This is a genomic window from Ideonella sp. BN130291 (assembly GCF_036231905.1).
Lineage (GTDB): Bacteria > Pseudomonadota > Gammaproteobacteria > Burkholderiales > Burkholderiaceae_C > CAMLIZ01.
In genome coordinates this window covers 344,759-362,124 of the sequence record NZ_JAZARE010000005.1, presented here as the reverse complement: position 1 = coordinate 362,124, position 17,366 = coordinate 344,759, and the positions used below count along the sequence as shown (strand labels likewise).

The window sequence follows — 17,366 nt, the reverse complement described above, 5'->3', positions numbered from 1 at the left end:
GCAGCGGGGGTGCGCATATGCAAAGCACAAATCCTGCGTTGGCTTTCAGGGGCGCGGGTCCTATGGTGGCGGCAATGTCCGCTGATTCCCTGCTCACCTTTCCCGAAGCGGCAGCCATGGCCACGTCCATCCGGGCCAAGGCGCTGCTGTTCCATGACCCGCGCTCCGTGGCCCTGCTGGAGCAGGTGGAGCGCATTGCCCACACCGAAGCCACCGTGCTGGTGATCGGCGAAACCGGCACCGGCAAGGAGCTGATCGCGCGCCACATCCACAAGCGCAGCGGCCGCACCGGCCCATTTGTGGCGGTGAACTGCGGCGCCTTCAGCGAGAACCTGATCGACGCCGAGCTGTTCGGCCACGAGGCCGGTGCCTTCACCGGCGCAGCCCAGGCAAGGGCCGGCTGGTTCGAGGCGGCCAACGGCGGCACCCTGTTCCTGGACGAGATCGGCGACCTGCCGCTGCCGCTGCAGGTGAAGCTGCTGCGCGTGCTGCAGGAGCGCCAGGTGGTGCGCCTGGGCTCGCGCCGCGCGATTGCGCTGGACGTGCGGCTGGTGGCCGCCACCAACATCGAGCTGCACCATGCGGTGGAGGCGCAGCACTTTCGCGCCGACCTGTACTACCGCCTGAGCGTGGCCACCGTGGGCCTGCCGCCGCTGCGCGAGCGGCCGGGCGACATCCTGCCGCTGGCACGCCACTTCATCGGCCTGTATGCCACCAAGCTGCGCTTGAGCAACCCGCGCCTGACCGACGAGGCCCAGGCGGCACTGCTGGCCTACCCGTGGCCGGGCAACATCCGCGAGCTGGAGAACGTGATCCACTACGCGCTCATCGTGTGCCGCGACGGGCTGGTGCGCGCATCGGACTTCCGCTTCTCGCCGCTGCAGCGCCTGGCCGTGCCGCCTGCGCAAGCGGTGCACGAGCCCACGCTGCCTGCGGCCACCGAGGCGCCACGGGCCGCGCCGGCACCCGCCACACCCGCACAGCCGGCCGATGCGCTGGCCGCTGCGCTGGACAGGCTGATCGCCGCCGGCCCGAGCGACCTGTTCCACACGGTGGAGGCCGCCCTGGTGCAGCAGGCGTTTGCGCGCTGCCGCGAGAACCAGGTGCAGACCGCGCGCCTGCTGGGCATCACGCGCAATACCCTGCGCACCCTGCTCAAGCGGCACGGCTTGCTGGGCGACGCAGCCGTGGCCGGCGACGCAGGCGATGAAGAACCGCCCGGCGCCGCCGCGCAGCGGATCGCGCCGGTGCCTTCCTTCGCGCACTGACAGGCGCAAGGCAGCGGCGGGCGCTCGCGGCCGGGCTCCCGCCCCGCGAGCGCCGGTGCAGGGCTTTATTCCGGCTGCTTCTTGCGGCGGTTCAGCAAGGCCAGCACACCCAAGCCACCGAACATCAGCGCCCAGGTCTCCGGCTCGGGCACCGGGGTGGTGTAGATGTCGGCGTGCGACAGCCCCTGCCCGAAGTGCATGTTGTTGTTGGGCCCGGAGAAGAAGCCCACGCCCAGGGTGTCGTAGCTGATGGAGCTGATGCCGCCCGCCACCGCGGAGCCGTCCAGCTCATAGAGGCTGAACGCATCGCCGGCCTTGAGGGCCAGCACGAACACGCCGGTCTGCGCGGCAAAGCTCAGCGTGCCGGTGCTGCCGGTGTTGCCGCCGGTGACGTCAGTGGACACCAGGCTCACCAGGCCCCAGTCGGCCAGGATCTGCGCGGCCACGTCGACCGACTGGTTGCTGTTGTTGCCCGACCAGGCGCCCGAGCAGTCCATGTAGCCGGTGAGGCTGGTCATGGTGGTGGACTGGCCGTCACAGGCCACGCCGGTGGCCGTGAGGGCGGCGAAGGCAGGGCTGGCGAAGGCGGTGGCTGCGGAAGCGGCGAGCGTAGCGATGAGCTTGCGGTTCATTGGGGCCTCTCTGCCGGCGGGGCGCAATGCGCGTCCAGGGGGCGTTATTGGTGATTGGGGCGCTGAGCGTGGGCGCGTAGCAGAGGCGGGCCCACCCCCTGAATGGGGCAATCCTGTCACCAGATGCAAGCGCTCGGGAACCGAGGCGCCGGGGGCGTGAACGGGCTTACGTATCGGCGCGAGCCGGCACGGGCCGCCGCTCGGTGCGCCCGTCCGCATGGCGGGCGAAGCGCACCACCTCCGCCCCGTGCACCGGTGCCTGGTCGGCCCAAGGCCAACCCCCGAACTGCGTGCGGCGGTAGTCGGCAAACGCCTGGTGCAGCTGCTGCTCGGTGTTCATCACGAAGGGGCCGTACTGCGCCACCGGCTCGCCGATGGGGCGGCCCTGCAGCAGCAGGAACTCGGCCGGCGCGTCGCCATTGGCCAGCACCACCGCCGAGCCGGCGGCCAGCTCGATGGCCGCATGCGAGGTGACCGCCTGGCCGGCTATGCGGACCTGCTGGCCGGCGAAGAAGTAGAGCTGCCGGCGCGTGCCGTGGCCGGTGGCGGCCGGCAGCGTCCACTGCGCGCCCGGCGCCATGCGGATCGTCCAGATCGCGAGGTCGGCCTCGGGCCGCGCGGCCCAGGAGTCGGGCGGCGGCGGCAGCGCGACCGTGTCGTCACCCAGCCGGCCCGCGATGCAGGCCACCTCGGTTCGGCGACCGTGCTCGTCAGCAAACACGCGGTGCGGAATGTCCTCGGCCCACAGCATGGTGAAGTGCGGCGCCGCCATCTTGCTGGCCGCCGGCAGGTTGAGCCAGATCTGGAACAGCTCCAGCGGGTTGGGCTGCTGGTCATTGAGCAGCGGGAACATCTCCGCATGCACGATGCCCTGGCCGGCGGTGAGCCACTGCACGTCGCCCCCGCCGAAGCGCGCCGCCGCGCCGAGCGAATCCGAATGGTCGATCAGCCCCTTGCGCACGATGGTCACGGTCTCGAAGCCGCGGTGCGGGTGGGCGGGGAAGCCGGGCACCTCGGTGCCGTGGTACATGCGCCAACCGTCCTTGCCCGCGAAGTCCTGGCCGAGGTCGCGGCCTGTGAGTGAGGCATCCGGGCCGAAGCGGCCGTTGCCGCGCGGATAGGCGTCGTCGTGGTGGACGCAGAAGAGGAAGGGGTCGATGGTTTCCCAGGGGAAGCCGAGGGGGCGGAGGTTGAGGATGGGAGAGGGCATGGTGGCAGGGCTTTGGCAAGAATGGAATAAGCATAGGACCGGTGCGCAGCTGCAGTCACCTCTCAAGCTGTCACCAAGTAGCCACCCCCATCCTCAAGAACGCTTGGCCGACCCGGCGCCAGAAGCGTCCACCCAGCCTTAGCGAAAGAAAGCGATCCTTAGCCTTTTTTGTTCCATATTTCATCGGACTCTTGTGCTCGCCACCTCCCCATGGGAGTAAGGCGGTGCTCGAGTAGTCCGTGGCACAACCGGAGAATAAGCAATATAGCGAGGATTAGCTGAGCACCAAAGTAGTAAACGAATAACTCGGCAACTCTCATAACGTACTGAATCCCGGTTACGACCAGGATTGCTGCAGCAACTAAAACGCCGCATATCAAAACGGCATAAGAGATGCTATAAAACGTTATTTCCACAAGCTCGCGAAGCTCGGATACGCTCTTTTCGTCAGCGTAAAGGGCTCCCACGGATTGCGTCGGCGCCAGTCCGTAGACAACGACCAGAAGATTTAAAAGAAGGCCTGCAAAAATCGCAGCCGCCGATATGTCTATTCCGACGAGCGATTCCGTCAAATGGAGGCCGAGAAGACACTGAACCAGCGGCGATATTATGGGAAGTGCGAAAAAAACAAGGAGAGCACGGAAAGGCCGAGCCTCGCCCACAACTAGCGCCTTTATCTGCCCTCTAACTATCTGCTTCGCAGAATACTTGTGCAACATGACTACGCTCGCGGTACTGCCAATTCACCACGCAGCAAACGCCGAGCCGACTCGTCTTGAACCATATTAATGTCGATGTCCAACTCGTGCCCCTCGTCGCGGTACGCGTCCACAGCGTAGTCCGAAAAACACGTTAGCAACGAACGCCACGTTGGATGACCGTCGCGGCCTCGCGTAACGTCATCCGTAACATCCACTACTGGGGACACAATGTCCGGCCGCGCGAGGTTAATGATTCTCTTACGCCCATTTACTTCGATCTCGATTTTGACAGCGTCGTGTTCGAAACCCTCTAGTGCAAACAATGCGACCGGGTTGCGCCGCATTGTTAAGGCGTCGAGGAAACGATTGGTTCGCGGAAAGCCGTCGGCTGTTTTAGATGTCAATACATATTCTATCGAACTAGTGTTTTCTCGAAATCCCCGGCCTAGGGAATCCACGAGGTCACCAACATTTTGATATTTTATAAGTTTGACCTTTTTTATGATCGAGTTCTGCAACAATCTTACTGCTAGGTCGCTTGGTACCTGTCGCGTAACTCTAAGTCGCTTTCCTGGATTTTCGGAGGTGAAAGAGGCTACGATGGGCTCGACGAAAAAGTCCTTTACACCTAGCGCCCCAAATTTCTGAAGCAGCAAGAGTCCGAAATCAAGACCGGGAGGGCTTACTATCAAGAAGAAGAACGGAATAAATTCCGCTTCCTCCGTTGTCCGGTTGTGGCTTACAACGCCGGTGATTGTATTGACTAGATCCGCCGAAAAACCGTTTATTCCGGTCTGAATGATGCCCGCTACAACGGAGCTATCCCGATTTCGCGCGAGTCGTGCAATCCGCGAACGCTTGACCTCGCCGTGCTGATGCACGACCCCAATATTCTCTCTCAGCAGCTCATATGCCCAAAGCGGAAGCCCTCTACGGCGATCTTCGCTCCACGTAGGTACCGTGGTCGAATGCCTGCCTAGCACGGCAAGACGATAAGGTGCTAGCCCAACGAGCATGACTTCTCCCTTTCCGCGGTACGCGTCGTTATGTAGCTGGAGGTTACGACAGGAAACGTCACCCGCCTAGGGATCGCATCAGCCGAGCGGCTTGGCAATTCTTCCTGTGTATTCCGAAGCCAAGTGCATGCCCGCGTTGACGATAGAGAGGCGTTGCTGGCCGGTCAACGTAACTGACGCACTTGTGTTCGTGAGCCGTTCCAGCTAGGCAACCTAGGCGGCTGCAAGTCCGACAACCACCCACCCAACCTGCTGCCTCCCCAACACCCCCACCCCTCCAAACCCCCTCTCCCAATGGCACGCCGCTTGCGCTAACGCCCGGTCCTTCAACCGACCTCAGCCACCCCGCAAGCAATGAGCACATCCCGTCAACTGCGCCTAGGCGCTTTCATCATGGCCACCGGCCACCACGTCGCTGCCTGGCGCCACCCCGGGTCGCAGGTGGATTCGGGCGTCAACATCGATCACTACATCGAGGTCGCCAAAACCGCGGAGCGCGGCCTGTTCGATCAGGTGTTCGTGGCCGACAGCCCGGGCCTCTGGCACAAGGGCGACCTCGAATCCCACGGCCGACAAGGCCGGGTGTCGCACTTCGAGCCGGTCACCTTGTGGGCCGCGCTGGCGGCGGTCACCCAGCACATCGGCTTCGTGGCCACCGCGTCCACCACGTATGAGGACCCGTACCTGCTGGCGCGCAAGTTCGCGTCGCTGGACCACATTTCCAAGGGCCGCGCGGCCTGGAACGTGGTGACCACCGGGGCCGACAACGTGCACGGCAACTTCGGGCTGGACAAGCACCCCGACCCCGAAATCCGCTACGAGCGGGCGCATGAGTTCCTGCATGTGGTCAAAGGCCTGTGGGACAGCTTCGAGGACGACGCTTTCATCCGCGACCCGGATTCCGGTATCTACTTCGACCCCGACAAGCTGCACACGCTCAATCACGTGGGCAAGTACTTCAAGGTGCAGGGGCCGCTCAACATCGAGCGCTCGCCGCAGGGCCACCCGGTGATCGTGCAGGCCGGCTCGTCGGAGCCGGGGCGTGAGCTGGCCGCGGCCACGGCCGAAGCGGTGTTCACCGCGTGGACCAGCCTGGCCGAGGCACAGGCTTTCTACAACGACGTGAAGGGCCGCATGGTGCGGTATGGCCGCAGCCGCGACGAGCTGCTGATCCTGCCCGGCATCTCGCCGGTGATCGGCCGCACGCAGGCGGAGGCCGAGGGCAAGTGGGCCGAGCTGCAGAAGCTGATCCATCCGTCGGTGGGCTTGTCCACGCTGGCGCAGGCCTGGCCGGGTGTCGATCTCTCCAAGTGGGATCTGGACGCGCCGCCGCCTCACTACCCCGAGCCGGAGAAGGACCGCAACAGCCGACAGCATGTGGTGCTGCAGCTGGCCAAGCGCGAAGGCTTCACCGTGCGCCAGCTGTACGAATACCTGGCCGGCGCGCGCGGCCACTGGGTGGTGGTGGGCACGCCGGAGAAGATCGTCGACGAGATGCAGCGCTGGTTCGAAAACGGCGCGGCCGATGGCTTCAACGTGATGCCACCGGTGCTGCCGCAGTCGCTCAACGAGTTCGTGGATTTGGTGATCCCCGAGCTGCAGCGGCGCGGGCTGTTCCGCACGGCTTATGAAGGCAGCACGCTGCGGGAGAACCTGGGGCTGGCCAAGCCGGTGAACCGCTACACGCAGCGCGCGGCGTTGGCGGCCTGGACCGCAGCTGCTGCGTGCAGTGCAGCCGCTGTTGGAAATGCAGCAGTGAGGGGCGCGATGCTGCTGCATTTCCAGCAGTGAAGGGGCTTTTCAGGTGGCACAGGCCTTGCGCTGAAGCCCACCTGACATGACCAGTCCCACCACGTCCTCATGAGTGCGCCCACCCTGGCCTCGCCGGCCCAGGTCACCTTGCACAGCCGCATCCGCGAGGAGCTGCGGGCGCGCATCGTGTCGGGCGCCTGGCAGCCGCACGACCGCATGCCCAGCGAAAGCGAGCTGATGGCGCAGTACGGCGTGAGCCGCATCACCGTGCGCCAGGCGCTGGCGGACCTGGAGAATGCGCAGCTGATCTTCAAGGTGCCGGGCAAGGGCTCCTTCGTGGCGCAGGCCAAGCCCTACCAGGAGCTGGGCCGGCTGCAGGGCTTTGCGGAAGCGATGGCGCCGCGCGGCCACGACACGCTGAACCGCGTGCTGCATGTGCGGCCGGTGCCGGCGCAGGCCGCTGTGGCGCGGGCGCTGCAGCTGGCGCCGCACACACAGGTGCTGGAAATCCGCCGCGTGCGCCTGCTCGACGGCCAGCCGGTGTCGGTGGACCTCACCTGGCTGCCCGCGGCGCTGGGTGAACGGGTGCAGCAGGCGGACCTGGCCTCGCGCGACATCTTCCACATCCTCGAAACCGACTGCGGCCGCCCGCTGGGCCATGCCGACCTGGCCATCGACGCCACCTTGGCCGACGCGCCGGTGGCCGCGCTGCTGGGGCTGGACGCCGGCGCGCCGGTGCTGCGCATCGAACGCCTCACGCACGACCGCCACGGCGTGCCGGTGGACTACGAGCACCTGCTCTGCCGCAGCGACACCTTCCAGTACCGCCTGCGCCTGCAGCGCGGCTGACCTCCCCATCAACGAAGCGACATGAACACCATCGAACAGGAAGTGGACGTGCTGGTCATCGGCGGCGGCACCGCCGGCCCCATGGCCGCGGTGAAGGCCAAGCAGGCCAACCCGGGCTTACGCGTGCTGCTGCTGGAAAAGGCCAATGTGAAGCGCAGCGGCGCCATCAGCATGGGCATGGACGGGCTGAACAACGCGGTGATCCCCGGCCACGCCACGCCCGAGCAATACGTGCGCGAGATCACCATCGCCAACGACGGCATCGTCAACCAGAAGACGGTGATGGCGTATGCGCAAAACAGCTTTCCGATGATCGAGGAGCTGGACCGCTGGGGCGTGAAGTTCGAGAAGGACGAGACCGGCGACTACGCGGTGAAGAAGGTGCACCACATGGGTAGCTACGTGCTGCCCATGCCGGAGGGCCACGACATCAAGAAGGTGCTGTACCGGCAGCTGAAGCGCACGCGAGTGGAGATCACCAACCGGCTGGTCGCCACGCGGCTGCTCACCGCGGACGATGGCCGCATCGCGGGCGCCATGGCCTTCGACTGCCGCACGGCGGATTTCCACGTGATCCGCGCGAAATCGGTGGTGCTGTGCTGCGGCGCGGCCGGCCGCCTGGGCCTGCCCGCATCGGGCTACCTCTTCGGCACCTACGAAAACCCCACCAACGCGGGCGACGGCTACTCGATGGCGTACCACGCAGGCGCCGAGCTCTCGGGCATCGAGTGTTTCCAGATCAACCCGCTGATCAAGGACTACAACGGCCCAGCCTGCGCTTACGTCACGGGCCCCTTCGGTGGCTTCACCACCAACGCCGAGGGCCAGCGCTTCATCGAGTGCGACTACTGGAGCGGCCAGATGATGTGGGAGTTCTTCCAGGAGCTGCAGGGTGGCAAGGGCCCCGTGTTCCTCAAGCTCGACCACCTGGCGGAAGAAACGATCTCGACCATCGAGACCATCCTCCACACCAACGAGCGGCCCAGCCGCGGGCGCTTCCACGCCGGGCGCGGCACCAACTACCGCGAGCGCATGGTGGAGATGCACATCTCCGAAATCGGCCTGTGCAGCGGGCATTCCGCCTCGGGCGTGTGGGTGAACGAACACGCGCAGACCACGGTGCCCGGCCTGCATGCGGCCGGCGACATGGCCTGCGTGCCGCACAACTACATGCTGGGTGCGTTCGTGTACGGCCGCCTGGCCGGCGAAAGCAGTGCGACCTATTGCGCCGAACACGAATTCGCCGCGGTGGATACAGCGCAGGTGGAGGCCGAGCGCCAGCGCGTGTGGGCGCCGCTGCAGCGCGAGAAGGGCCTGCCGCCCAGCCAGGTGGAATACAAGCTGCGCCGCATGGTCAACGACTACCTGCAGCCGCCCAAGGTGACGCGCAAGATGCAGATCGGCGTGGAGCGCTTCGAGGCCATCCGTGAGGACCTGGCCCAGCTCAAGGCCCGCGAGCCGCACGAGCTGATGCGCGCGCTGGAAGTGCACGCCATCCGGGACTGCGCCGAGATGGCCGCGCGTGCCTCGCTGTACCGCACCGAAAGCCGCTGGGGCCTCTATCACGCGCGGGTGGACTACCCCGAGCGCAACGACGCCGAGTGGCTGTGCCATGCGCAGCTGAGAAAGGGCGACAGCGGCGCGATGACGCACTTCAAGCGCGCGATCGAGCCCTACATCGTCCCCATCGCCGACACCGAGCGCAACGCCTACCGCGAGCTGCGCATTGCCGTGCCCGCCGACCCCGTTCCCGCCTGACCCCAAGAGCCGCCATGCAGATCGCTCCCATCGCCTTGAACCCCAGCGCCGTGCCCGTCACGGTGGATTCCGAGAAGTGCATCGCCCACAAGGGCTGCACCGTCTGCGTGGACGTGTGCCCGCTGGACGTGCTGGCCATCGACCTGGTCAAGGGCACGGCCTACATGAAGTTCGACGAGTGCTGGTACTGCATGCCCTGCGAGAAGGACTGCCCCACAGGCGCCGTGCACGTCGACATCCCCTATCTGCTTCGTTGAGCCCACCACCATGACCCGCATCCCCACTCCCTTCAAGCCGCTGGCCGCGCTGGCGCTGGCGCTGGCCTTCACCCTGCAGTCGGCCGGTGCCGCGGAGACCATCCGCGTGGCCATCGGCACACAGGACACCACGATCAACTGCGCCACCGGCGGCCTGCTGATCCGCGAACTCAAGCTGCTGGAGAAGTACCTGCCGCACGACGGCAAGTACAAGGACGTGCAGTACGACATCCAGTGGAAGAACTTCACCTCCGGCGCGCCGCTCACCAACGAGATGGTGGCCGGCAAGCTGGACATCGGCTCCATGGCCGACTTTCCCGGCTCCAACAACGGCGCGGCTTTTCTCAAGGCGGGCAAGCGCAGCCTGTTCATCACGGTGCTGTCGGGCAGCACGCTGGGCAGCGGCAACGGCATCGTGGTGCCGCGCCAGTCCAACATCACCTCGCTGGCCGAGCTGAAGGGCCGCACGATCTCGGTGCCGTTTGCGTCCACCGCGCACGGCATGCTGCTGCGCGCCGTGGCCTCGCAAGGTTGGGACCCGCAGAAGGACGTGACCATCACCACCCAGGCGCCCGAGGTGGCCGGCCCCGCGCTGCAGGCCAACAAGATCGAGGCGCATGCCGATTTCGTGCCGTTTGCCGAACTCTTCGAGCACCGCGGCGTGGCCCGCAAGATCTATGACGGCTCGCAGGCCAGCGCGCCCACGTACCACGGCTCGCTGGTGAGCGAGGAGTACGCCAGGAAGTACCCCGAGGTGGTGGTGGCCTTCCTGCGCGCGGCCATCGAAGCCGATCGCCTCATCGCCGCCGAGCCCGAGAAGTACAGCGAGCTGATCGAGAAGGTGACCGGCATCGAGGCCGCGGTGAACTACCTGTACCACGGCCCGCTGGGCCTGCAGACGCGCGACTTCACGTGGAAGCCCGAGTACCGCCAGGCGCTCAAGACATCCATAGCCACGCTGAAGCTGCTGGGCCGTGAATCGACGCTCGAAGCCGACAGCTTCATCGACGACCGCTACATCCGCGCCGCTTTCAAGCAGGCGGGCCTGAACTACGACACGCGCCTGGCCAACCGCGACAAGCTGGCGCTCAAGGCCAACGACGCGCTCACCGGCAAGCCGATCACCGACGTGCAGCGCGCCGCGGCGGTGTGGGTGCAGGGCGAGCCCAAGGTGCGCCACTACGCCAGCATCGAGAACGCACTGGTCGACCTGCGCAAGATCGAAGCCGCCGGCCAGAAGACGCGGGCGGTGTACGTGCATGACCTGATGCACCGCATCAAGCTGCTGGCGCCTACCAGCTGGTATGTGGCCGATGCCAAGGGCCAGCTGAGTGCCTTTTTGCAGAAGGACGCGGCCAACGCCTATGCAGCCGCCAACAAGGGCAAGGTGCTGGACTTTGCCGGCCTGCAGGCCTCGCTGGCGAAAACGGTGAACTGAGGCCATGAGCGCCGTCATCCCGCCTTCCGGCTTGCCGCTGCAGGGCTCGTTGCCCGCCGAGCGCGCACCCGGCCGCAGCGCCCCGGCGTGGAAGCGCAGCGCCGTGCGGCTGGCCGCCGCGGCTGCGCAGCTGGCCTCCATCGTCGCCTGCCTGCTGCTGTGGCACCTGGCCGCCACGCACAAGCTCAACCTCGGCGTGGTCACCTTCGACAACGTGCCGCTGCCGGCCGACGTGTTGCAGGCCGCGGGCGAGCTGCTGCAGTCGCCCAAGCTGCTGTCGCACCTGGTGAGCAGCCTGCTGCGCGTGGGCATCGGCTTCGGCATCGCGGCGGTGCTGGGCATCCTGCTCGGCCTGCTGATCGGCCGGCTGGCCTGGGCGCGCCATGCGCTGCTGCCGCCGCTGGAGGTGCTGCGGCCGATCCCGGCGGTGGCGTGGATCCCGCTGGCGATCCTGATGTTCCCGTCGTCGGAGGGCAGCATGGTGTTCATCACCTTCATTGGCGCGCTGTTTCCGATCCTGCTCAACACCATCCACGGTGTGGAAGCGGTGGACCCGCGGCTGGTGGCGTCGGCGCGCAGCCTGGGCACGCCGCGCTGGCGGCTGTTCACGGAGGTGATTGGCCCGGGCGCGGCGCCCAGCATCGTGACCGGCCTGTCCATCGGCATGGGCACCTGCTGGTTCTGCCTGGTCACGGCCGAGATGATCGCGGGCCAGTACGGCATCGGCTACTACGCCTGGGAGTCCTACACCGTGCAGCGCTATCCGAGCATCGTGGTGGGCATGCTGGTGATCGGCGCGCTGGGCATGGGCAGCAGCGCATTGATCCGCCAGGCCGGCCATCGCCTCATGCCCTGGAGCCGGCCGCAAGGGGGTTCGCGATGAGCGCGGTGCCCACGCAAGCGAACGACGTGCACGGCGGCCGCATCGCGATCCGCCACCTCGGCATCGAGCTGGGCGCCGACAGCGGCCGCTTCGAGGTGCTGCACGACGTGTCCATCGACATCGCGCCTGGCGAGTTCATCTGCCTGCTGGGGCCGTCGGGTTGCGGCAAGTCCACCTTGCTGGGCGCGCTGGCGGGCCATCTGCAGCCCGCACGTGGTGAGCTGCTGCTCGACGGCGCGCCGGTGCGCGGGCCGGACCCACAGCGCGGCCTGGTGTTCCAGCAGCACACCTTGTTCCCCTGGAAGACGGTGCTGGACAACGTCGCCTATGGCCTGAAGATGCAGGGCGTGGCGCGTGACCGGCGTGAACACGAGGCGCGCGAGATGCTGGCCGCCGTCGGCCTGGCCGGCTTCGAGCAGCGTTATCCGCGCGAGCTGTCCGGTGGCATGCAGCAGCGGGTGGAGATCGCCCGCGTGCTGATCAACAAGCCGCGCGTGCTGCTGATGGACGAGCCCTTCGGCGCGCTGGATGCGCTGACCCGCTCGCGCATGCAGGAGCTGCTGCTCGCGCTGTGGGCGCGCATGCGCACCACGGTCGTCTTTGTCACGCACGACATCGACGAAGCGCTGTTCCTTGCCGACCGTGTGCTGGTGATGAGCCCGCGCCCGGGGCGCATCGTGGAGGAGCTGGCGCTCAACTTCGCCCGCCCGCGCGATGCCAGCCTGCTCACCCAGCCTGATTTCGTGGCCCTGAAACGCCGCTGCCTGGCCCTGCTGCGGCAGGACGCCGGCAACGCGCCCCCGCTGGAGCGCCTGTCGCCGCTCGGGCCTTCCATTTCATCCACTGCCTGGCGCTTTGCCACCTGACCGCATGAGTTCCTCTGTCGTGGACGATCCCCTCATCGCCGCCTTGCGCGAGCGCCTGCGCAGCCCCGACCCCGGCGTGCGCCGCGTGGCCCTGCTGGACTTTGCCGACCTGGAGGACGAAGCGCTGCTGCCCGACCTGGCGGCCGTGCTGAACGCCGACCCGGACACCGAGCTGCGTGCCGAGGCCGCGCGCGCACTGGCCGGCTGGGACCATGCCACCGCGGTCGATGCGCTGGCCGCGGCGCTGCTGGACGAACCGCCGGTGCGCGAGTCCGCGGCGCTGGCGCTGCAGGCCTTGAAGGACCCGGCCTGCGGCGCCCGCCTGGTGCCGTTGGCCTCGCATGCCGATGCCGCCGTGCGCGCTGCGGCCCTGCGCGCCTTGAAGGAGCTGCGGGTGAACGCTGCGGCCGAGCCGGCGCTGTCGGCGCTGCAGCATGCCGATGCCGCCGTGCGGCGCGAGGCGGTGGGCGTGCTGGGCTGGCTCAAGCATGCGCAGGCCCTGCCGCTGCTGGCCGCGGTGGCGGCCGACGATGCGGACGCGGAAGTGCGCCGCGCCGCGACCGGTGCGCTTGGCCTCGCCTCGCCGGAGGATGCAGCCGCCGTGCTGCCCGCCTTGTACGTGGCCCTGGCCGACGACGAGTGGGCGGTGCGCGAAGAAGCCGCCACCACGCTGGGCAAGCTGGGTGCAGGCAGCGCCGCCGCCGCCGAAGCGCTGCGCCAGGCGATGGGTGATGCCTACTGGCAGGTGCGCCTGCGCGCGGCACGTTCGCTGGGGAAGCTGCGCGACCGGCTGGCGCTGGAGGTGCTGTCCGAGGCGCTGCTGCACCCGGCCGGCAACCTGCGCAAGGAAGCGGCCATTGCGCTGGGCGAGGTGGGTGATGCGCGCGCGCTGCCGGTGCTGCAGGCGGCGCAGGCCGATCCCGACCCGGAAGTGCGCAAGGCGCTGCGCATCGCGCTGCAGCGGCTGCAAGGGCAGGGGGCCGGCGCATGAACACCGTGCTTGCACCGGAGGCGATCGAACTGCGGCCCGATGCACTGCGGCTGGACTGGCACGACGGGCCGGTGCAACTGTCCGCTGCACGGTTGCGCGCCGAGTGCCGTTGCGCGGCTTGCCGCAGTGCGGCGCTCAAGGGTCTTGCAACGCCCGTCGATGAACGCGTCCGCCTGGCCGGTGCCGCCCCCGCGGGCCACTACGGCCTGCAGCTGGTGTTCGACGACGGCCACGACCGCGGCATCTACCCGTGGGCATTGCTGCGCGAGCTGGCCGCCGCGTGATCGTGCGAGCCCAGATCAGGGCCGCTTGAGGATCTGGTCGTAGATCGCACCGTCGTTGAAGTGCTCGGCCTGCGCCTTGCGCCAGCTGCCGAACACCTCGTCCACGGTGAAGGCCTGCACCTTCGGGAAGCGGCTTGCGTTCTGGGCCAGCAGCTTCTCACTGCGCGGGCGCAGGCCGTGCTGCGCGGCGATGGCTTGCGCCTCGTCGGACCACAGCCACTTGAGGTAGGCCTCGGCGGGCTTGCGCGTGCCCTTGCGCTCAACCACCTTGTCCACCACCGCCACCGGGTTCTCCGCGGCCACGGTGACCGCGGGATACACAACGTCGAAGTGGTTGCCGAACTCCTCGACGATGGCCTGCACTTCGGATTCGAAGGTGCACAGCACGTCACCGATCTGGCGCTGGGCAAAAGTGGTGGTGGCCCCGCGGCCGCCGCCGTCGAGCACCGGCACGTTGGCAAAGATCTTCTGCACCCGGTCGCGCGCCTGGGCCGGCGTGCCACCCGTCTTGATCACCGAGCCCCAGGCGGCCAGGTAGCCGTAGCGCCCGTTGCCGCTGGTCTTGGGGTTGGGAATGATCACCGACACACCCGGCTTGGCCAGGTCGGCCCAGTCGCGCAGGCCCTTGGGGTTGCCCTTGCGCACCAGGAACACGGTGACCGAGCTGGTGGGCGCGGCATGGTCCGGCAGGCGGCTGGCCCAGTCGGCGGCAATCAGGCCCTTGTCGGCCACCATGTCGATGTCCAGCGCCTGGTTCATCGTGATCACGTCGGCCTCCAGGCCTTCGATCACCGAGCGTGCCTGCTTGCTGGAGCCGCCGTGGCTCTGGTTGAGCACCAGCTCGTCGCCGGTGGTGGCCTTCCAGTGGCGCGCGAAGGCGGCGTTGTAGTCCTTGTAGAACTCACGCGAGACGTCGTAGCTCACGTTCAGCAAGGTGGTGGCGGCCTGGGCCAGCGGCGCCAGCGCCAGCAGGGCAATGGTTGCAACAAGGCGGCGTCGAACAGGGGCGGGAAGGCCAGTCGTCATGGGGGTGGCAAGCGATGCGGTGGCAAAGCTGCGGATGCTAGGCAGCGTGCCGGCCCAGCCCAACGAAGCGATGCGCACTTGCATATGCGGTGGGCGCAGCAGGCACGCCAACGCAAAAGTAACCGCGGCCAACGACCTAGGGAGAACGCATTGCGCCGCACCGAACCGGCGCCCATACTGCCCAGTCCCACCTCCTGGGAGACGTCATGCAGCACTCGGCTTGGAGCCGCCACACGCGCGGCTGGTTGGCATGGCTGGCCGCTGTCGGCCTGGGCACCGGCAGCGCCGCGCAGGCGGCGCCCACGCTCGCAGACCCCGCGCTCGCGGTCACCACGGCGGTGTCCGGCCTGTCGCAGCCGATCGGCCTCGCGTTCATCGGCCCGGGTGACATGCTGGTGATCGAAAAGGCCACCGGCCAGGTGCGGCGGGTGATCAACGGTGTGCTGCAGCCACTGCCGGTGCTGGACCTGCCGGTCAACTCCAATTCCGAGCGCGGCCTGCTCGGCATGGCCCTGCATCCGCAGTTCCCTGCGGTGCCGCACGTGTTCCTCTACTGGACCGAAAGCACCACCGGTGCGGACAGCACCGCGGTGGCCAACGTGCCCTTGCTCGGCAGCCGCCTGGACCGCTTTGTCTGGAACGGCAGCAGCCTGGCCTTCGAGCAGACGCTGCTGCGGGTGCGCACACGCCAGACCGACAACGTGGCGGTGCCCGGCCACCCCGGCACCAACAACGGCGACGAACGCGGCAACCACAACGGCGGCCAGCTGCGCTTCGGCCCCGACGGCAAGCTCTATCTCTTTGTGGGTGACCTCGGCCGGCGCGGCTGGATGCAGAACCTGCCCAGCGGCCCCTTCCTCACCGCGCCACAAGTGGACGACACCTTCGGCGGCCCTCAGCCCGACAACGCCCACCTGTCCGGCGTGGTGCTCCGGCTCAACACCGACGGCACTGTGCCGGGGGACAACCCGTTCTTCGCGGCGGGCGCCAGCATGGGCGGCGAGGTGGGGGCCAGCGTGCAGCGCGTGTTCTCCTATGGCCACCGCAACGGCTTCGGCATGGCCTTCGATCCGCTGGGCGGCAGCCTGTGGCTCACCGAGAACGCCGACGACGCCTTCAGCGAGCTCAACCGCGTGGTGCCCGGCATGAACGGCGGCTGGATCCAGCTGGCCGGGCCGCTGCAGCGCATTGCGCAGTTCAAGCAGATCGAGACCACGCAGTTCGGCGCCAGCCTGCAGCAGGTGCGCTACCCGCCGACCCGCATCGCCTACACGCCGGCGCTGGCCTTGTCGCGCATGTTCATGCTGCCCGGCGCGGTGTACACCGACCCTGCCTTCAGCTGGAAATTCGAGGTGGCGCCCGCGGGGGCCGGCTTCGTGAGCGGCAGCGCACTGGGGCCTGTCAATGACGGCACCCTGTGGATAGGCACCGCGGTCAGCAACAACAGCCGGCTCTACCGCATGCGCCTCACGGCCAACCGCCAGCAGGTGGACACGAGCGCCGACCCGCGCCTGGCCGACAAGGTGGCGGACAACCTCACCAAGTACGACCCCACCGAAAGCGAAACGCTGATCGTGGGCAGCGGCTTCGGCGCCACGCCGGACATCCGGCAGGGGCCGGACGGCGCGCTGTACGTGGTGTCCATCAGCGATGGCGCCATCTACCGCGTCGCGCTCAAGCAGTGACGCTGCACATCGCAAGGGAGCATCCCATGGTCGACCTCAAGCATTCCTGTCTCGCGCTGGCGGCTGCAGCGGCGCTGGTGTTCAGCGGCGCCGCTCAGGCGCAGATCGTCAACGGGGGGTTCGAAGCCGGCCTCACCGGCTGGACGGTGGTGGACCAGCTGGGCAGCGAGGGCACGTTCTTCGTGCAGGCCGGCACCACCAGCCCGGTCAACGGGGCCAGCGTGCCCGCGCCGCCCCAGGGCGTGCAGGCGGCGATGACGGATGCGGCGGGCCCCGGCAGCCATGTGCTCTACCAGGACTTCATCGTGCCCACGGTGGCGGCCGGCGCGACCTTGTCGTTCCAGCTGTATGTGCGCAGCGAGGCGGACTTCGTATCGCCCGGCCACCTGGATTTCGCCGGCGTGGACCTCAACCAGCAGGTGCGGGTGGACCTGCTCAGCGCTGCGGGGGATCCGTTCAGCACCAGCGTGCTGATGAACCTGGTGCAAACACAGCCGGGTGATCCGCTGGTGTCCGGTTATTCATTGCACCAGTTCGAAGTGGGCGGCCTGTTGAAGGCCCATGCGGGTGAAACGCTGCGCCTGCGCTTTGCGGAGGTGGACAACGTGTTCATCCAGAACCTGGGCGTGGACGCGGTCGCCCTGGTGCTCACGCCGGTGCCGGAGCCGGCCACGGCCGGCCTGGCCGGGCTGGGGCTGGCCGTGCTGCTGCTGGCTCGCCGTTGGCTTCGCCGGCGGCGTTAGGCCGCCC

The 17,366-nt window shown here is 67.6% G+C and carries 17 protein-coding genes; 12 read left to right on the top strand and 5 right to left on the bottom strand.

Features of this window, described 5'->3' with window-relative positions; genetic code table 11:
* Nucleotides 1-74: 74 nt before the first annotated feature.
* Complete coding sequence (locus tag VPH43_RS13080; protein WP_328578145.1) at nt 75-1,268, top strand: sigma-54 interaction domain-containing protein; 1,194 nt, start codon at nt 75-77, stop codon at nt 1,266-1,268.
* Nucleotides 1,269-1,333: 65 nt separating this feature from the next.
* On the opposite strand, the gene VPH43_RS13075 is transcribed toward VPH43_RS13080, so the two are convergent.
* The 4 genes from VPH43_RS13075 to VPH43_RS13060 form a co-directional block, all read right to left on the bottom strand.
* Entirely contained in the window at nt 1,334-1,900 is a 567-nt protein-coding gene (locus VPH43_RS13075; RefSeq protein ID WP_328578144.1) for a PEP-CTERM sorting domain-containing protein, read from the bottom strand.
* 166 nt (nt 1,901-2,066) lie between these two features.
* Entirely contained in the window at nt 2,067-3,110 is a 1,044-nt protein-coding gene (locus VPH43_RS13070) for a pirin family protein (RefSeq protein WP_328578143.1), read from the bottom strand.
* Nucleotides 3,111-3,268: 158 nt separating this feature from the next.
* A complete protein-coding gene (locus VPH43_RS13065; RefSeq protein WP_328578142.1) occupies nt 3,269-3,829 on the bottom strand; it encodes a hypothetical protein in 561 nt (186 codons plus the stop codon).
* A gap of 2 nt (nt 3,830-3,831) precedes the next feature.
* A complete protein-coding gene (locus VPH43_RS13060; RefSeq protein WP_328578141.1) occupies nt 3,832-4,692 on the bottom strand; it encodes a hypothetical protein in 861 nt (286 codons plus the stop codon).
* Between the two features lie 489 nt (nt 4,693-5,181).
* Between VPH43_RS13060 and VPH43_RS13055 the strand changes: the two genes are divergently transcribed.
* The 9 genes from VPH43_RS13055 to VPH43_RS13015 all read left to right on the top strand — a co-directional run bounded on the left by VPH43_RS13055 (nt 5,182) and on the right by VPH43_RS13015 (nt 13,905).
* Nucleotides 5,182-6,618, top strand: coding sequence for an LLM class flavin-dependent oxidoreductase (locus VPH43_RS13055; protein WP_328578140.1), 1,437 nt, complete (start codon nt 5,182-5,184; stop codon nt 6,616-6,618).
* A 69-nt stretch (nt 6,619-6,687) separates the two neighbouring features.
* Nucleotides 6,688-7,428, top strand: coding sequence for a GntR family transcriptional regulator (locus VPH43_RS13050; protein ID WP_328578139.1), 741 nt, complete (start codon nt 6,688-6,690; stop codon nt 7,426-7,428).
* Nucleotides 7,429-7,449: 21 nt separating this feature from the next.
* Entirely contained in the window at nt 7,450-9,186 is a 1,737-nt protein-coding gene (locus VPH43_RS13045) for a fumarate reductase/succinate dehydrogenase flavoprotein subunit (protein ID WP_328578138.1), read from the top strand.
* A 14-nt stretch (nt 9,187-9,200) separates the two neighbouring features.
* Nucleotides 9,201-9,443: a 4Fe-4S dicluster domain-containing protein gene (locus tag VPH43_RS13040; RefSeq protein WP_328578137.1), complete on the top strand. Its 243-nt coding sequence runs from the start codon at nt 9,201-9,203 to the stop codon at nt 9,441-9,443.
* Between the two features lie 10 nt (nt 9,444-9,453).
* Complete coding sequence (locus VPH43_RS13035) at nt 9,454-10,881, top strand: ABC transporter substrate-binding protein (RefSeq protein ID WP_328578136.1); 1,428 nt, start codon at nt 9,454-9,456, stop codon at nt 10,879-10,881.
* Nucleotides 10,882-10,885: 4 nt separating this feature from the next.
* Complete coding sequence (locus tag VPH43_RS13030) at nt 10,886-11,764, top strand: ABC transporter permease (RefSeq protein ID WP_328578135.1); 879 nt, start codon at nt 10,886-10,888, stop codon at nt 11,762-11,764.
* Complete coding sequence (locus VPH43_RS13025; protein WP_328578134.1) at nt 11,761-12,630, top strand: ABC transporter ATP-binding protein; 870 nt, start codon at nt 11,761-11,763, stop codon at nt 12,628-12,630. The genes VPH43_RS13030 and VPH43_RS13025 overlap by 4 nt, the downstream gene beginning before the upstream one ends.
* A gap of 4 nt (nt 12,631-12,634) precedes the next feature.
* On the top strand, nt 12,635-13,621 hold the full coding sequence (locus VPH43_RS13020; protein WP_328578133.1) for a HEAT repeat domain-containing protein: 987 nt from the start codon (nt 12,635-12,637) through the stop codon (nt 13,619-13,621).
* Nucleotides 13,618-13,905: a DUF971 domain-containing protein gene (locus VPH43_RS13015; protein ID WP_328578132.1), complete on the top strand. Its 288-nt coding sequence runs from the start codon at nt 13,618-13,620 to the stop codon at nt 13,903-13,905. Before VPH43_RS13020 ends, VPH43_RS13015 begins: the two co-directional genes overlap by 4 nt.
* A gap of 15 nt (nt 13,906-13,920) precedes the next feature.
* On the opposite strand, the gene VPH43_RS13010 is transcribed toward VPH43_RS13015, so the two are convergent.
* Nucleotides 13,921-14,931 carry a sulfate ABC transporter substrate-binding protein gene (locus VPH43_RS13010; RefSeq protein ID WP_328578131.1) on the bottom strand — a complete coding sequence of 337 codons (1,011 nt, stop codon included), beginning with the start codon at nt 14,929-14,931 and terminating at the stop codon, nt 13,921-13,923.
* Between the two features lie 206 nt (nt 14,932-15,137).
* Between VPH43_RS13010 and VPH43_RS13005 the strand changes: the two genes are divergently transcribed.
* Together VPH43_RS13005 and VPH43_RS13000 are read left to right on the top strand one after the other, a co-directional pair.
* Nucleotides 15,138-16,616 (top strand): PQQ-dependent sugar dehydrogenase, encoded by a 1,479-nt coding sequence (locus tag VPH43_RS13005; RefSeq protein WP_328578130.1) that lies wholly within the window; start codon nt 15,138-15,140, stop codon nt 16,614-16,616.
* Between the two features lie 26 nt (nt 16,617-16,642).
* Complete coding sequence (locus VPH43_RS13000) at nt 16,643-17,359, top strand: PEP-CTERM sorting domain-containing protein (RefSeq protein WP_328578129.1); 717 nt, start codon at nt 16,643-16,645, stop codon at nt 17,357-17,359.
* The last annotated feature ends 7 nt before the right edge of the window (nt 17,360-17,366 follow it).

Bases quoted from the DNA above. Each gene is read 5' to 3' on its own strand.
- VPH43_RS13080 (WP_328578145.1), top strand. From the start codon at position 75: ATGTCCGCTGATTCCCTGCTCACCTTTCCCGAAGCGGCAGCCATGGCC.
- VPH43_RS13075 (WP_328578144.1), bottom strand. From the start codon at position 1,900: ATGAACCGCAAGCTCATCGCTACGCTCGCCGCTTCCGCAGCCACCGCC.
- VPH43_RS13070 (WP_328578143.1), bottom strand. From the start codon at position 3,110: ATGCCCTCTCCCATCCTCAACCTCCGCCCCCTCGGCTTCCCCTGGGAA.
- VPH43_RS13065 (WP_328578142.1), bottom strand. From the start codon at position 3,829: ATGTTGCACAAGTATTCTGCGAAGCAGATAGTTAGAGGGCAGATAAAG.
- VPH43_RS13055 (WP_328578140.1), top strand. From the start codon at position 5,182: ATGAGCACATCCCGTCAACTGCGCCTAGGCGCTTTCATCATGGCCACC.
- VPH43_RS13050 (WP_328578139.1), top strand. From the start codon at position 6,688: ATGAGTGCGCCCACCCTGGCCTCGCCGGCCCAGGTCACCTTGCACAGC.
- VPH43_RS13045 (WP_328578138.1), top strand. From the start codon at position 7,450: ATGAACACCATCGAACAGGAAGTGGACGTGCTGGTCATCGGCGGCGGC.
- VPH43_RS13040 (WP_328578137.1), top strand. From the start codon at position 9,201: ATGCAGATCGCTCCCATCGCCTTGAACCCCAGCGCCGTGCCCGTCACG.
- VPH43_RS13035 (WP_328578136.1), top strand. From the start codon at position 9,454: ATGACCCGCATCCCCACTCCCTTCAAGCCGCTGGCCGCGCTGGCGCTG.
- VPH43_RS13030 (WP_328578135.1), top strand. From the start codon at position 10,886: ATGAGCGCCGTCATCCCGCCTTCCGGCTTGCCGCTGCAGGGCTCGTTG.
- VPH43_RS13025 (WP_328578134.1), top strand. From the start codon at position 11,761: ATGAGCGCGGTGCCCACGCAAGCGAACGACGTGCACGGCGGCCGCATC.
- VPH43_RS13020 (WP_328578133.1), top strand. From the start codon at position 12,635: ATGAGTTCCTCTGTCGTGGACGATCCCCTCATCGCCGCCTTGCGCGAG.
- VPH43_RS13015 (WP_328578132.1), top strand. From the start codon at position 13,618: ATGAACACCGTGCTTGCACCGGAGGCGATCGAACTGCGGCCCGATGCA.
- VPH43_RS13010 (WP_328578131.1), bottom strand. From the start codon at position 14,931: ATGACGACTGGCCTTCCCGCCCCTGTTCGACGCCGCCTTGTTGCAACC.
- VPH43_RS13005 (WP_328578130.1), top strand. From the start codon at position 15,138: ATGCAGCACTCGGCTTGGAGCCGCCACACGCGCGGCTGGTTGGCATGG.
- VPH43_RS13000 (WP_328578129.1), top strand. From the start codon at position 16,643: ATGGTCGACCTCAAGCATTCCTGTCTCGCGCTGGCGGCTGCAGCGGCG.